Consider the following 16,039-nt stretch of genomic DNA (forward strand, 5'->3'; position numbering starts at 1 on the left):
CAAGATGCCATCACCGGGCGCTTACGAATGATCGGCGTGATAGAGCAATACGTCTCCTTATCTAATAATTCTCTTTTGAATTCCGAATCGACAAGCTGGTGGATGGCTAGCTGCGGCAGACTGCACCAGTCAAGCTTGAGGCCCGACTCGGTCGCGCGATACCGGTCATCGTCGTCGGCGTGCAGATATTGGCTGATGGTCGAGATCGGTGCGTGCCCGAGGTTGTCGCGCACGTATCGGAGATCGACTTTCCGATCCATCATGTGTGATCCGGCGGTATGACGCTGCCAATGGGCGGACGCCTGCCGCAGTGTTTCTGCGGCCCGCTCGCCGGACTCACCAGTGAACGCGAGATGCGCGACCGCATTCTAGAGCAGTTGCTTGACGATCACGCGCACTCAACCGCGCGTCATCGGCTTGTGGATGCCGATAGGAGGAGAAGCGGGGTCGGTTCGCGTGGAAAAGGGCACGGTGTCCGCTCGGTGGCGATAGCCGCGGCGCCCCACGGAGTCATCCGTTCAGGCTTCGTATTTGAACGACAATGAAACGCGCGCACGGTATTCAACGATCTTACCGCTTTCGATCTTCATGTCGAGTTTGCTGACTTCGGCGACGCGGAGATCACGCAGCGACTTGGCGGCTGTTTCGACAGCAGTTTTGGCCGCATCCTCCCACGAGACGGGGCTTGTCCCGATAATTTCTGTCACACGATAAACGGATTCTGTCTTCTTCTTTGCCATTTTGTGCTCCTTTGGATAACGGAGGCGAGTGAGGTTCGTCGACGTTTTCATCATAGGCCAACTGCGTGACTTGCGTAGCTGAATCTTCCGGACCAGTCGCATCCCGCAATTTCGTCTTTTGGTGTGGATAAGCTGCCGGATCGTCTGGCGCCGACTTCTCCCGGAATCGAATTGACCAGTACCGCCTTGCCGGTTTCATCCACACCATCGATGGCAAACACATTCCTGGCAAGATCGATTTCGACGGTGAGAATGGACATGGACTTCCCCTCCCGCTGGCGTTGATGAAGGCTCGACACTCCATCATGGCACTTTTGATGCCGATTCGCGGCTTCCGCCGCAGCCTCGGGACGGGGAAGTCCCTTTCATTCGATTACCCCAAACCGAGCTGGCGGATCGTCTTACGTGCCTTGAATTGAACAAGACCCGGCTAGCGGTACCTGTAGTTCCATCCTACTAATAAATATCTAACTCATCACGGGCACTATGCAGCCTAAGCGCAAGTGATTGATGTTTTTTCAAATGCGCATTAGGTGCCTCGGCCTGATGTCTTCTCATCCATATTTACCCAATATGGTCAGGACTGGGCGGCGAACTCGGACTGCGCCGACTTGTGTAATGCGACAGGTTTTGCCTGCGGCCTGCTGGATTATGAGGTTTTCATGAAAACATTTTGTCATATTAAGCCGATTTTAAGTTTCATAGGCATATGTTCATTCGCTGCTTATAGGGGTATGGCTTATGCTCATTGCCCCATGTCTGATCAGATCAACGTGGGACCAAGTGGTCTTGCTTTCGCGACCGCCGATGATGAATCAGAGTTATTTTTAATATCAAGAAGCTATTTTTACGCAGTCGATTCCAAAAATGGTGAATGAACGGCAAATATTCAATTTGAAATAGCGGTATTAAATTCATGTCCATCTTGCCTCTTGTATTCAATGACGGAGTGCAAAAAGTTCCAGAGAGCGCTTGAAGATGCACAAGTCATCTCATCTGAAGGCCTTTATCAAGTTGGAAAACTTCCGCCGAAATATGCCGGTGAAAGTTAGAAAGTAATCACATTCCTGGGCAGGGCTCAATTTCGTAGGTATCACGTGCCGGTGCGAGCTTCCGGTCATTCGTAGCGCCAGGAAATCGGATTTTGTCCGATCGAGCCGGGCCGCCAGGAAAACCGGCCTCTGCGCGACTCGCAGACAAATTCGATGTCTTTTTTGAAAAGACTTCAACCAGTTGCGCCTGTTATTGCGACGGAACCAGAAAGGGGAAGATCGTGTACATGTTCAAGCATTCATCGCGTTGTGAGTCTGCACGGGCAGTGACGTCGGCGCTTTCTGTAGAGGATGGTTGCGGGCGCAAGCGTCGCACCGTGGTGGCATTCGCCTCGGCCGTAGCGTCGCTGGCAGCGCTGCTTGTTCCGATCGCGGCGCGAGCCCAGTGCAACAGCAGCGCCAACCCCGCGCTGCCTGCGGCGCCGGCACAGACCAACTTTTCCAATCAGTCGTTTGGCGCAGCGCCGCTCCCCCAGTACTACCTGAGCGCATCGGGGCAGGCGGGATGCAAAGGCGCTGACGACGGCTCTTGGAACGGAAAGGGCCAGGATGGATTCGCTGGTCAGTCGGGTGGTTCCTTTAACAGCGTCAACAGCGGAATTACGGTGAAGGGGGGCTTCGCGCCGACCCCCATCAGCCCCACGATGGGAGCGGGATGGTCCGTCAACGGTGGTGACGGTGGTGCCGGCGGACAGGGCGGTTATGACGACGATGGCTCCGCCCACACGGGAAACGGCGGAGCGGCTGGCAATGGCGGCGCAGTCTCCGTGCAGTTTAGCGGCACGGTTGGTCCCGACCCGAAAGGTGTCCTTCCGGAAGTTGCGCTCGACGTGGAAGCCAATGGCGGCACCGGCGGAGTGGGTGCCGTGTCCAATGCCCAAGGCATACAGCCGCTCTATGGCGGCAACGGGGGACCAGGGGGGCGGGGTGGTCAGGCAGAGCTTAACGCCTCCGGCAATATTCAGTTCTATGGCGTCGGCCTGCGAGCGTCCGCCCTGGGCGGGACCGGCGGGGAAGGTGGCGACTCGCCCACTCCGGGTGATCTTGTCGTGGAAGGCCATGGAGGCAAGGGCGGCAATGGCGGCGCCGGCGGTACCGCGACACTTGCGTATCAGAACGGCAGTCTGACCGCCAGCACCCCTATAGGCCAGATCTTTCCGATGCAGGCTGACGCCGATGGCGGTAAGGGCGGCAGCGCCGGTGGCGCGTTCGGTGGAAGTGGCAGTTTTGGCGGGACCGGCGGCAACGGAGGTAACGGCGGCACAGCCAGCGCGGAACTCGGCAGCGGTGGCCAGATCGTTTTCTCCGATCAGATGCAACCGGTGGACAGTCAGAATCAGCCGGGCAGCGGCGTAACCGCCACGGCGAATGGCGGAGCGGGCGGGGGCGGTGGCACTGCCATCGACGGCACGATCCGCAATGAGGGTGGTGCGGGCGGCGACGGCGGGAATGCCGGCAGCGCCAGCGCCACCGTCCTTGGTTCCATCGATTACACCGCGAATGTTCCGGCCGGGCAATCTACTGCCGGGTTGATCGGGGGTGAGGGGGTGCTGGTGCAGGCCAATGGAGGCGCCGGCGGTGTCGGTGACGGCGCCCAGGGCACTATCGTGGGTGAAGGCGGCAATGGTGGTAAGGCAGGCGCTGGCGGGAGCGCTTCGCTGACCCTTGGAGACGCGACGAACACGGCGACAATTAAAACGAACGGCCCATATACGCATGGCGCCCTGGTGCAAAGTATCGGCGGCGGTGGGGGCAATGGCGGGAGTGTCAACTTCGTGCTGTCTGGCGCGGGTGGCGCGGGTGCCGCGGGCGGCAATGGCGGTCCGGTCACGGTGACCTCGGACCACACGTTTGTCACGGTCGGCAGCACATCAGGTGCAGGCAGCATCCCGCTTATTGCCCAGAGCATCGGCGGTGGTGGCGGAAACGGCGGCGACGCCAGCGGCGTCGCCGTTGGCGCGGGCTTCGAGATCGGCGGCAACAGCGGCCAGGGCGGCAATGGCGGTCCGGTGAAGCTCACGCTGGGCCAGAACAGCGTCTTTGGCAGCCTTGACCCGAGCGGTGGGGCCGGGATCCTGGCGCAAAGCATCGGCGGCTCCGGCGGCAATGCCGGCAACGCGACATCGATCGGCGGGGGGCTGATCAGCATGGTGATCGGCGGTGATGCCCACGGTGGCGGTGCGGGCGGCCAGGTCACGATCGACAACGGCGCACTCGTCACGACATACGGTGACCACGCAGCCGGCATCAAGGCTCAGTCCATTGGTGGCGGCGGCGGCAATGGCGGCAACGCCAGCGCGTTCCTTCTCGGCGGACCACTGGCGAGCACTGTTGCCATTGGCGGACAAGGTGGCAGCGGCGGCCCGGCCGGCTCGGTTTCGCTGACTAACACCGGACAGATCTCGACCTATGGCTCGGATGCCGAAGGAGTCCTGCTGCAAAGCATCGGCGGTGGCGGCGGCTCCGGCGGCAGCGCCACGGCGCGTGCCGTTGCCCTTTCACCCAGCCCCAACATTCCCGCGATCAGCGTCAGTGTCGCTCTCGGCGGCACGGGCGGGACCGGGAACACCGGCGGAGACGTCACGCTCAACAATTCCGGTCTGATCACGACAGCGGGCGACAGCGCGATCGGCGTGTCGGCGCAGTCTGTGGGCGGCGGCGGCGGCACAGGCGGCGACGCAACTGCCGCGTCCTATTCCGCATCGGCCGCGAAGGGCGCTTCCATTTCGGCCTCTGTCGCCATAGGCGGCAGCGGCGGTAGCGGCGGCACGGGAGGCGCCGTCAACCTGGCCAACTCGGGGCTGATCGCGACCATGGGCCAGGACGCCTACGGCGTGTTCGCGCAGTCGGTTGGCGGTGGTGGCGGCAATGGCGGCACGGGCGATGCCGCGGCAACGTCGGCTGACTCCAAAGCCAGCTTCAGCGCCGCTATTGCGGTCGGCGGAACGGGGGGAACTGGCGGAACGGGCGGCAAGGTTGGCCTGACCAACGACGGTTCGATCGCGACGCGCGGCGACGGCGCCGATGCCGTGTTCGCCCAGAGCGTGGGCGGCGGTGGCGGTGCCGGCGGCGGTGGTGCCGCCGCTGCGGCCGCTGGCAAGCTGGCTATCTCCGTGGGTGTTGGCGGCAAGGGTGGCGTCGGCGGCGACGGCAACACCGTGACTGCGATCAACAACGGCAACGTCGTCACCCGCGGCACGGCCTCGACTGGGATCTTCGCGCAAAGCGTCGGCGGCGGCGGCGGCAAGGGCGGCAAGGGCGGCGCGACCGCGGGCGGCGCCGGCGGCTTCGACACGATCTCCAATGCGCAGACCATGTTTGGCATTCTGGGTCAGGGGCTCGGCCTGAACCAGGATGTGCAGAACCTTGGCAACAATATCCTGCAGGTCGGCGTGCTCGGCGAGAAAATTAACGCGACCTATACCGATCTGAAAGCGATCTTCGCGCAGCCGCAACCCGGGTCGAACCCGCTGGGCACCGCGAACCAGATCAGCGTCGGCGTGTCGGTCGGCGGTAGCGGCGGCGCGGGTGGTCAGGGCGGCGCGGTGAACGTCGCCGACTCCGGCGCGATCGGCACCTTTGGCGCGCAATCCCACGGTATCTTCGCGCAGAGCATTGGCGGCGGCGGTGGCAGCGGCGGCGCGGCGAGTTCAGCCGGCAAGGCGAACAATGATTCGAAGGTGCAGAGTGCGGTCGCCGTGGGCGGCAGCGGCGGCGCGGCCGGCTCAGGCGGTGCGGTGAGCGTCACGAAGGATGCGAGCGGCACGATCGAGACTCAGGGGGTGGAAGCGTTTGGCATTTATGCGCAGAGCGTGGGGGGCGGTGGTGGCAACGGCGCGCTGGCAGGGGCCGTCAGCGGCTCGCTGAAAAGCCTGTCGGTCGCAGTGGGCGGCAATGGAGGCGGGGCCGGTGACGGGGGCACGGTCAGCGTGAGCACGTCCGACAACAGCATGGCTACCGGGATCCAGACGATGGGCAAACACAGCATCGGGGTCCTCGCACAGAGTGTCGGCGGCGGCGGCGGTGTCGTGACGACCATGAGCTCCGATGAGACGTTCGACCCCTCCAAAATCATCGTGAATCCTCAGGGCCGGCTTGGCGACATCTACGGGATGCAACTGAGCTTCGGCGGTCGAAACGGCAGCTCCGGCAAGGGCGGCGAAGTGAGGGTCGCGGTCAACGGCAACGTCCAGACTGATGGGCTTGACGCGCACGGGGTGCTCGCCCAGTCGATTGGCGGCGGCGGCGGCCTGGTCGTCGGCGGCCAGGTTAATCTGCCCGCGGGCGGCACCGGCGGGGCGGGTGGCGCCGGCGGCGATGGCGGCCCGGTCGCGGTCAATGTCAAAAACGGGCTTGTCGGGACCTCGTCCGACGGGGCTTATGGCGTGATCGCGCAGTCGATCGGCGGCGGCGGCGGCTTCGCCGGCGATCCCTCGCAGGTGCGGTCGTACCAGTCCGGCACGGGCCTCGGCATCAAGGCGAACAGCGGCAATGGCGGCACGGTATCCGTTGCCGTGGACAACGCGCTGATTACGACGTCCGGCAAGTACGCGCCGGCGGTCTTCGCGCAGTCGGTCGGCGGTGGCGGTGGGGTTGAGGCCTATAGTGCCGACGGCGGGGCGCAGCAGGTGCTGGCGCGTGGCACCGCAGGTGGCAAGGGCACCGGCAATGCGGTGAACGTCGAACTGAAGAACGGCGCCATTGTCCGTGCGTTCGGCCCGGGGGCGGCCGGTATCCTTGCGCAGAGTGATGGCACGTCATCGGGCCCGATCCGGATCTCGATTGATAGCAGCTCGTCGGTAATTGGTGGTGCGGTGCCCGCCAACCTGGTGAACCAGAAAGCCGACCAACGCGACTCGGCAGCAATCCGCCTGCTCGGCGGCACCAATAATCAGATCACCAACGCCGGCTCCATCGCCATCACCACCACCAACGCCGGACAATACGCGATCCTGGCGGACGGCGCCGCGAACAACACGCATCTCACCAACACCGGCACCATTACCGGCGACATCGATCTCGGAGCGGGCGGCGCCAGCGTTGTCAACAATCTGGCCGGCGGCGTCATCGACACACCCGACACGCTGAACGTCGGAGGCGGCACGGTGATCAACGCAGGTACGCTCAAAGTCGGCGGTGCCAAGTCGATCGGCAAGACGGTTCTCACCGGCAATCTTGTGCAGAGTTCGACTGGCGTGCTGACCGTCCAGGTCGATCCGGTCAACAAGCAGTCTGATCTGCTCAATGTTACGGGTACCGCCGCGCTCGCCGGCAAGGTACAGGTTGACCCGGTGAGCTATCTGAAGAGTACGAGCACCGTGCTGGCGGCGGCCGGCGGAATTCAGCCAGACGCGACGCTCGCGGGTTCCTCGACGCCGGTCTACCGCTTCACGCCAGTGGTGCAGGGCAACACCGTCGCAATCAGGACCGATGCGGATTTCGTGGGAGCGAGCAAGGGTTCCTCGGTCACACAGCAAAGCGTCGCAGCCAACCTGGACCGGCTGTGGAACAGCGCCAATCCCGCCTTTGCACCCATTTTCGGAGCCTTCGGTAACGTCGGTAGCGCGTCGGGCTATGCCCAGACGCTAACCGCCGTCTCCGGCCAGGAGCTGCTCGGCATCGCTGCGGCGCGCTACCAGGCCAGCCAGGCATTCGCTCGCTCCGTCTTCAGTTGCCCGGTGTTCGCCGACGACGACACCACCGTGAGAAAGCAGGGTTCCTGCGTGTGGTTCCGCGTCACGGGCATGTGGGAAAAGCGCAGCGCCGACGCTTCCTTCCCGGGCTACGGCTGGCAAGGTACGACGACGAAGGTCGGCGGTCAGGTCGAGCTGCAGCCCGGCTGGTTCCTCGGTGGCGCCCTTGGCTACGAGACCGACCGCTTCACCGGCAACGACAACCTGACAAGTGCCAACGGCAATGCGCTTCTTGGAGTCGTCGCGCTCAAGCACGAGGCCGGGCCGTGGACTTTCACCGGTGCGGTGGACGCCAGCTACGGCTGGATGAATAGCTCGCGCGTCATCCCGGCCGCCAATGCGGTGGCGACCGCCTCGCCCGATTCGTTCAATGTCGGACTGCACTTGCGCGCGGCCTACCAGATTCCATTTGACCGCTTCTACCTGGAGCCGGCGCTCGACGGCGATCTGAACTACATCAATCTCCCGGGCTACACGGAGAGCGGTGCGGGCGCACTCAACCTGAAGGTGCAAAGTGCGAACAACGTCATTGCGACCGGCACACCGAATCTGCGGATCGGGACGCGCGCGCAGATCGGGTCGGCGACAGTCGACGCCTATGTCGGCGCCGGGGTGAGCTTCATTGCAGGCAATACCTACACGACCAACGCTTCCTTCGCCACTGCCCCGGGTTTCGGCAGCTTCACCAATACGCTTGCCAATGCGCACGTCGCAGGCAAGTTCTCCGCCGGGGTGGAGGTGTATACGACCAAACGCCTCGATGTGCGTCTGGAGTATGACGGCGTAGTTGCCGCACACGAGGTTGAGAATGGCGGCCAGATCCGGCTTAAGTACAGGTACTGACAAAACCGTCGCGACCGGTGCAAAGGATCAAAGCCGTAGAGCGTGGCTGGATTGATGACCAGGATGCGCTGTCGCCATTCCGGTTCGGGTACCCAGTACGCGAGTTGATTCAACACGCGCACGTCGTCACGGTTCGGCGTGCCTTGCGAGATGCGATAGGGCGCCGATAGCTTGATATAGGCATGGCCGCTTCGCAGAAGATCGACGATCGGCGGTAAATCCCGTTGCGCCATACCCTTTGACGTCTGGATCATGGCGAAGTGATCGACATTCACGATTTCCGATCTCACACGAATGGAGCGGGCAGGTTTCTCTCGTCCTCGTCTAAGCCTTCTGGACGCCAGGGTCGATCACGACGTCGATCAGGGACGGCTTCCCTGAAGCGATAGCGCTTTTCAGCGCCTCACGCAGACTGGAAGGATCGTCGACCGTTCTTGCCGTGACGCCCATCCCGGTGGCCATCGACACAAAGTCGAGTTGCGGCTTCGTGAAATCCATTCCGAGGAAGCGGTCAGTACCTCGCATCGCGACCAGCCGCTCCTTGATGATTCGGTACGACCGGTTGTTCGCGATGACGTAGGTGATCGGCAGATCGAGATGTGCAGCTGTCCAGAGGGCCTGGATCGCGTACATCGCACTGCCATCGCCGATGATGGCGACGATCGGCGTACCCGGTCGGGCGAGAGCGGCACCCACAGCGCCGCCCATACCGAAGCCGAGTCCGCCGCTGGCCAAGCCAAGGAAATTGCGGGGCTCGTTGACTTCCAGCACTGAACTGAGCAGGGGAGCGAGCGTCGGCGCCTCTTCTACGACGATGGCATTCTTCTGCACTGATTCGGCAATCGCTTGAGCGAGGAAGCCAGGCGCGATCGGAACGTTTGTCGAGAGCGAAGATGAACTCAAAAACTGCGATCTGCAGGCCGTCCAGTTACGCTTTGACATCAGTTCGAGGCGTTCTTGAGCGTCAGTGCGCTGCTCGATAGTCAAGCCGACGTCCACTCGAGGCAATAGGGAGTTGAGGATTGTTTTGACACTACCTCGGATAGCGAAGTCGGTCGGATAGTTCTTGCCAAGCTCCCACTCGCGCTCACTAATGTGAATCACGAGGAGATCGTTGGGCATCGGGTCGGTCTCGTTGTACGCGGACATGCGAAGGAGGTCGGCTCCGAGCACGATCAACAGATCGTGCTGCCCGAGAGTCTCATGAACCTTTTTCTGGTTCCTGGTGAGGTCACCCATGAATGCGCGATGGCACACGGGATAGCGTGTATTGTAGGGAATGGGTTCGTGATAAACGGGCGCTCCGAGCATTTCTGCGAGCGTTTGCGCCTCTTCGAATGCGTCCTGTTCAGCCAACTCACGGCCGGCGATGATTACCGGCGAGCGGCTCTGGACAACAGCCCGGACAACGTCGTCCAGATCGTGGTCCGTGGGACTTCCATGGGCTAGAACACGGGTGCGGTGTCCAAGGCTGAGGTCGGCTTCGTCATCCAGAATGCTTCCAGGAAGACTGAGAAACACTGGACCGAAAGGCGGGGTCAACGCAACCTTCGCGGCGCGTCGAACCACGCGCGGAAGATCTTCAACACGTTGAATCTCATACGCCCACTTGACCAGCGGCTGAGCGATCGGGACCAGCGGCTCATACAGCATGGGCTCGAGTAACCCGTAGCCCAATTCATACTGACCAGCTGTGACGATAATTGGAGAGCCCGAGAATCGGGCGTTGTACAGCGCGCCCATCGCATGTCCAAGCCCGGGCGTGCAGTGGAGATTACACGCCGTCAATTGACCCGAGGCGCGCGCGAAGCCATCAGCCATCGATAGAACGACCGACTCTTGCAAGCCGAGGACGTACTTGATCGACGCCGCGTCTGACATCGCTTCCATGAGCGCTAGCTCGGTTGTTCCCGGATTTCCGAAGACATGAGTGACGCCTTCATCTTGCAGGAGTTTCAGAAAGGCCGTCCGACCATTGAGCCGCTGTGTAGACATAGAAATTAAGTCCTGTTCTTACAAAGTTTCGAATCTTGAACGTTTGTTGCGGATGTTCACTAGCAGGCGACGTATCGCCGCCGATGTAGCCCTGCCATCGCGATCAAATATCGCTCGCTTGCGAGCGTCCGTTTCCGATTCGATTGCAGACAATCTGCGTCGATGTCGTCGCAGTGCGGCGTTCTCAAGTGACCCAGAAAGCACTCAAGCCGAGCCAAGAGCCTCCGGGCGAAAAGCCACGGCTTCATGCCTCTGCGCGCAGCCAGAGCGAGATGAGAATCGCGATCAGCAGGAGCGAACCGGTCATCCACGTCATGCCGGACCATCCGCCCAGATTCCAGAACACGCCGCCAAGCGATCCCACCACGCAGGATCCGGTGTAATACATGAACAGGTACAACGATGAAGCTTGCGCCTTGCCGGTCTGCGCGCGAGCGCTGACCGACGCACTCGCGACGGAATGCGCGCCGAAAAAACCAACGGTCAATACCGCGATGCCGATCACGATCACGGGCAATGAGCTCGCACGCGTGAGTACGGTGCCGAGCAGCATCAGCCCGAGGGTAATGGGTAATAACGTTTGCCCTCCGATCCATCCTGTCAGGCTGCCGATCCATGCCGAGCTGACGATACCGCACAGATAGACGGTGAAAATCAGGCCGATTTTCGTCTGGCTGAGCGAGAACGGTGGCGCGACAAGCCGGTAGCCAATATAGTTGTAGACGGCTACGAAGGTCCCCGCCAGCAGGCACCCCTCTGCGAAAAGCCACGGCAGCGCGCGGTCCCGCAACTGCAGTGCATACGTCTTCCCGAGCAACCCGAGATGCAACCGACGACGAACGAAATGCCGCGACGCAGGCAGGTAACGCCACATGACAAGCGCGCACAGCACCGCGAGGACGGCCATCATCATCACGGCCTTGCGCCAGCCCCACAGGTCCGTCACCACGCCCGTCAGCAGACGTCCTGTCATGCCGCCCAGACCGGTGCCGGCGACATACAGACCCATCGCGATACCGAGCGAACGCGGATGCATCTCTTCGCCGACATACGCCATGGCGACGGCCGGCAAGCCACTCAGCGCCACACCCATCAACGCGCGCATGGCGAGAAACGCCGACCAGTGCGGCAGTACCGCACTGAGCATTCCCAGCACGGCGGAAAGGAACAATGCGCCGACCATCATCGGTTTGCGGCCCCATGCTTCGGATAGTCCGCCGGCAACCAGCATCGAGACGGCCAGCAGGCCAGTCGTCAACGACAGCGCGAGGCTGGCGGCTGCGGCACTCACATGAAAGCTCGTGGAAAAAAGCGGCATGAGCGGCTGCACGCTGTAAAGCAGCGCGAACGTCGCAAAACCGGCTGCAAACAGCGCGCAGTTGGTGCGGATGAACGCGGGGGTCCCAAATTCGATTTTCTGGCTTACCGTGCCGGGTGCGGGCGGCGCCGCCTTCGGCGCGGGTGCGATTTCCTGTTCCAATGCGTCGGCGCTTTGTCCAGTCATGTTCGGCTCTCATTCGATCAGTCCTGCGTTAACATCGAATAATCGGACTCGACAAGACGTACGTCCAATATTGATTCCGCCGTAATTGATACATAATCGCTATCATGGATCTGCGTCGTGTCCGCTACTTTGTCGTGCTGGCCGAAACGCTGCATTTCGGTCGCGCCGCGTTGTCTCTTAACATCACGCAGCCGCCGCTCACCCAGCAAATCCGCCTACTCGAACAGGAACTGGGCGCGCGACTGTTCGAGCGCAGCAACCGGCGCGTGGAACTGACGTCAGCCGGCAAGGCGCTGCTGCCCGAGGCGCGTGCGCTGTTAGCGCAAGCCGACCGGACGTCGACAGTGGCGGTTCGTGCGCAACGAGGCGAAATTGGCGAGCTGCGGGTCGGATTGATAGGGTCGGCCGCATTCACCGCCGTGATACCGCGTTTGATCCTGACGTACCGGCAGCGTTTTCCCGGCGTGCGTCTGCGTATCGAGGAGCTGACGACACAGGAGCAACTGGCCGCACTGCTCGAACAACGGCTCGACGTGGCCATTGTGCGCAGCGTATTGGCGCCCGACCTTCCTCCGACACTGCGCGCGAGGCGTCTGCTCGAAGACTCGCTGGTTGTGGCATTCCCGTCCCAGCATCGACTTGCCGGTGTTGCGAAGCCGGTGCCGATCGGTGCACTGGCAGACGAGGCTTTCGTCATGTATCCGCGCGAAAGCGGTACCGGAGTGTATGACCAGATCATCTTGCTGTGCCGGCAGGCAGGATTTGCCCCGGTGGTTGCGCAAGAAGCCCATGCAATGGCGACGATCGTGGGACTGGTCGCGGCGGGCCTCGGTGTTGCGGTCGTGCCGGAGTCGCTGCGCGGTATCGGTGCGAACGGCGTGGTGTACAGGCCACTTAAGGAGGAAGGTGCGCGATCTGCGATTTGGCTGGTTTTGCAGTCTCATCAGCCCTCTGCGCAGGCGGCCGCATTTGCCGCAGTGGCGAAGTCAGTATGAACCCGACCTTGGTAACGTGCCGTCTTCCGTCAGTCCTGCCTGGCGGGTCGGTCGCGGATCCGCTTCCTGCCTCGTATGGCCTTTCTGCTTTGGAAAGCTGACTCTCGAACACTGCGCCGATGTGATGGAGGGTTTCACCCTTGCCGCCGAGTTTCGACACGAGTCGTGATTTTCGGAGAAGGCTCGCCAGAACACCCTTTCCATGGAGCGCGAGCGCGGATTGGTGAACGTCGCGGTCGATGAACCGAACCCTTCCGCGAACTCGATACCTGCCTTCGATGAGGTGCATCGTGCGCATCTTTCGAGCGATGCGCACGCATGAAAGGGATCAAGCAATCGGCTGACTGCAGGACCACCGATGCCCCTTCGCACACCGATGATCCGTCGGGCAATGCCCTTTGGGCAGCACGCAAGTCAAGGCACAACAACCGCCGCCCGGCGTCCCGGGCGGGTCATCGTGCGTGCATGCTTCACCGCAGCGCGTATCCGCGTTCGAGGTCGCGTCTCCACCTGAATCTGTCGACATGGTCTGGCTCCTGTCCGTCGAAACTTCCAATCGGTCCCGCCGCCTGCCGCACCGTGAAGTCCGAAAGAAAGCGAGTCACGCATACAGCATAGGCAAAACGAAGTTACACCGTTCGTGAATCAAGTGATCGATTTCGGCCAGAGTGTAGGCGGCAAACGCAAGAACCGAACGTCCAGCTGCCGATGAATTAAAATGATATTGGCGGCACCCGTCACGCATGAGGCATGCAGGCGCACTATCGAGGGACGAGATGGCGACACGAACCGATGCCAGGACGCAGGACCAGACGCTGCGTCGAGCACGATCGAATGCCGCAAAACCGGCGGCGGTCGTTCCTCAGCTTGAGCGCCAGACTCCCGAACTCGTTCGATTGCAACGTGCGCTCGGCAATCGGGCGGTGAACCGGCTGCTGTGCGAGGCGCAATCCGGCATCGCGATACAGCGCAAGGAGCCGCAGGCCGAAAGCCCGGCACCCGCCAACGATGCCAAAGCGACGACAACTCCGGCCACGAATTCACCAGCGCCCGCAAAAAAGACCTCGACGCCGATGAAGATCAAGGCGAGCTACGAAGAGTTGCCGGGCGCATCGAGCACAGGGGCAGAACGCAGCAAGGCGGAGAACGCGCTCTGGTTCAACCCGCTGACCATCGCGTCGCTGTCGCCATCCGTCGATGAAGTCTCGGTGTCGAAAGGCGTGACGCGCGGAGGCGGTCAGTTGATCGAGACCTACAACGCGCCGCTCAACCAAAACCCGGCCGAAGGCACCGGCATGATCTCGGCGCAGCTTCAGTATGCGAAGGATGTCAACAAGAGCTACAGCATCAAGGTCAGCGGCCTGAAGGGCAAGCAGGCGACGGACGCGCAGTTCGAAGCCAAGAAGTTCGTCGCGGAGAGAATCAAGACGTTCGGCGACTTCGAAGAGATCCAGCAGCAGGCGTCCGCGCACATGGAGGAGAAGTTTCCCGGCTCGCAGACGGTGATCACGGTCTCCAGCGACCAGAAAGTCATGAGCGATGCGGGCCGCAGCAAGTTCTTCTACAAAGCGCGTGCGAACCCGACCATCCTGCTCGAAGTGCCCGTCACGCCCGTTGCGGAAAAAACCATCCACAGTGGCAGCACGACGACCAAGTCGCAGGGTTCGGAGAGCCAGCAGGAAACGCACAAGGACAACGAGAGCGAGAAGGTCGACACCACGAGAACGAAGACCGATCAGGAACGCCACGGCGAGTCGTCGGTCGAGAAGGTGCAACAGGAGTACAACGAGGCTGTCGTGAAAACGCTCGACGATATGGTCACCAACGTGACGACCGTGCATGACAAGGTGAAGTCGGAACTGGTGCAGAAGACGGTTTCATCGTTCAAGTATCACGATCAGGATGCGTGGGAAACGCATCGCGTCGAGGGTCACTTCACCGACTACACGAAGAACGTGAAGGGCTACACCGAGAGCGGCGACAAGGAGAAAAGAAACTGGGCATGGTGGCTGCAAAAAGGCGTGAACATCATTCAGCAGGCCACCGAGATTCCCTTCATCACGGACATCCCGAAGATCGGCAAGTATGTGCGCAAGGTCAAGGGATGGGGCATTGCGCTCGATCTCATCGATAAGGTCGCCGGTACGTTCGCGGAGACGGGCAAGGTCAAGTACACCGACAGCAAGGAAGACACGACCGTTCACGAGAAGGGCGGCACGAAAGACGATACGTCGGGCAAGCGCGACCGAGACGTCACCGGCAGCGCCACGTCCACCACGACCGCCAACCTCGAACAGTCGTTCGACAGCACGACCAACACGGAATGGAAGCGTCACATGACCGAGGCGACCGACACGAAGAAGTCCTTTTCCAGCGTCACGACCAAGGATTCTTCGGGCGGCTCCAGTAGTTCATCCACGGACGATTCCACCTACAACCGCAACAAGCAGGGTAGCGGTGGCTCGGACAAGAACAAGCAAAATCAGAGCATGACTACGACGATGAATTACGACGTGAGCGCCAAGGAAACCTATACGAAGCCGTATCTGAAGGCGACCGTGGTGGACGGCGACGGCGAGGTCAGCGCGACTCCGTTCACCGCCACCAAGCCGGCCGAAACCGAGGGCAAATAGCGTCGCCATCTTTAGGTCTTTACGTCTTTATTCAGTAAGCGACCGGCAAACCCGTCTGGACAAACGGAAGGCTAGACGGCAGACGTGAGGGGTTGCCAGCGATGTGGCAGCAATGCGGCGATGTCGCTTGCCCAGTGGGTCGGCAAGCGTGTCAGGATGTCGTTCAGATAAGCACGGGGCTCGTGGCCGTTGAGTTGCGCCGAGCGGATGAGGCTCATGATGGCAGCCGCATGTTGGCCAGCGCGCAGCGACCCGGCGAAGAGCCAATTGGACCGGCCGACGGCCCACGGACGTATCTGGTTTTCCACCCAGTTATGCCGACTCCCGAGTTATGCCGCATCAAGAGCACGGATGTCTTCGTTCATGTCCCGTTCTGATTGTCGAGTCGGCATAATCCATATGATTTCTCAGGCTGGTTGTCACGCCGGCCGGGAGAAATCATATGAAGGCGACACATAGGGTCAGTGGGGGCGGCGGACTGCCGGCTCGTCACCGGCCAGACGGTAGACTTCATGCTGCGCGCCAAACGCGACATGGCAGCGGCAAAGGCATTTTCTAAGACGGCTATCAAGCATCAGGGGCAG

At 61.6% G+C, this 16,039-nt stretch carries 8 protein-coding genes and 3 pseudogenes; 5 read left to right on the top strand and 6 right to left on the bottom strand.

Features of this window, described 5'->3' with window-relative positions; all coding sequences use genetic code 11:
* From BG61_RS42465 to BG61_RS42470, 3 genes and pseudogenes are all read right to left on the bottom strand, one after another.
* A pseudogene (locus BG61_RS42465) lies at window positions 1-263 on the bottom strand (hypothetical protein); the annotation flags it as partial.
* A gap of 255 nt (window positions 264-518) precedes the next feature.
* A complete protein-coding gene (locus tag BG61_RS35810) occupies window positions 519-740 on the bottom strand; it encodes a dodecin family protein (protein WP_035931871.1) in 222 nt (73 codons plus the stop codon).
* Window positions 741-790: 50 nt separating this feature from the next.
* A complete protein-coding gene (locus tag BG61_RS42470) occupies window positions 791-1,000 on the bottom strand; it encodes a hypothetical protein (protein ID WP_129572148.1) in 210 nt (69 codons plus the stop codon).
* A gap of 273 nt (window positions 1,001-1,273) precedes the next feature.
* Here BG61_RS42470 and BG61_RS42475 point away from each other — a divergent pair, with 273 nt between their 5' ends.
* Window positions 1,274-1,618, top strand: a complete 345-nt coding sequence (locus tag BG61_RS42475) for a hypothetical protein (RefSeq protein WP_152565272.1) — start codon at window positions 1,274-1,276, stop codon at window positions 1,616-1,618.
* A 401-nt stretch (window positions 1,619-2,019) separates the two neighbouring features.
* A complete protein-coding gene (locus BG61_RS44770; protein ID WP_267908628.1) occupies window positions 2,020-8,328 on the top strand; it encodes an autotransporter outer membrane beta-barrel domain-containing protein in 6,309 nt (2,102 codons plus the stop codon).
* A gap of 324 nt (window positions 8,329-8,652) precedes the next feature.
* On the opposite strand, the gene BG61_RS35820 is transcribed toward BG61_RS44770, so the two are convergent.
* Both BG61_RS35820 and BG61_RS35825 read right to left on the bottom strand, forming a co-directional pair.
* Window positions 8,653-10,323 (bottom strand): thiamine pyrophosphate-binding protein, encoded by a 1,671-nt coding sequence (locus BG61_RS35820; protein WP_035931857.1) that lies wholly within the window; start codon window positions 10,321-10,323, stop codon window positions 8,653-8,655.
* Between the two features lie 244 nt (window positions 10,324-10,567).
* Window positions 10,568-11,827, bottom strand: a complete 1,260-nt coding sequence (locus BG61_RS35825; RefSeq protein ID WP_081868302.1) for an MFS transporter — start codon at window positions 11,825-11,827, stop codon at window positions 10,568-10,570.
* Window positions 11,828-11,931: 104 nt separating this feature from the next.
* On the opposite strand from BG61_RS35825, the gene BG61_RS35830 reads away from it, so the two are divergent.
* Window positions 11,932-12,822: a LysR substrate-binding domain-containing protein gene (locus tag BG61_RS35830; RefSeq protein ID WP_035931861.1), complete on the top strand. Its 891-nt coding sequence runs from the start codon at window positions 11,932-11,934 to the stop codon at window positions 12,820-12,822.
* A 776-nt stretch (window positions 12,823-13,598) separates the two neighbouring features.
* Window positions 13,599-15,455 carry a hypothetical protein gene (locus BG61_RS35835; protein ID WP_129572149.1) on the top strand — a complete coding sequence of 619 codons (1,857 nt, stop codon included), beginning with the start codon at window positions 13,599-13,601 and terminating at the stop codon, window positions 15,453-15,455.
* Between the two features lie 71 nt (window positions 15,456-15,526).
* Here the strand turns inward: BG61_RS35835 and BG61_RS40900 are convergent.
* Window positions 15,527-15,772 (bottom strand): annotated as a pseudogene (locus BG61_RS40900) (transposase domain-containing protein); the annotation flags it as partial.
* A gap of 177 nt (window positions 15,773-15,949) precedes the next feature.
* Between BG61_RS40900 and BG61_RS45140 the strand changes: the two are divergent.
* Window positions 15,950-16,039 (top strand): annotated as a pseudogene (locus BG61_RS45140) (IS6 family transposase); the annotation flags it as partial.

Origin of the sequence: Caballeronia glathei (genome assembly GCF_000698595.1) — a bacterium.
In the GTDB taxonomy this organism is placed as follows: Bacteria; Pseudomonadota; Gammaproteobacteria; order Burkholderiales; family Burkholderiaceae; genus Caballeronia; species Caballeronia glathei.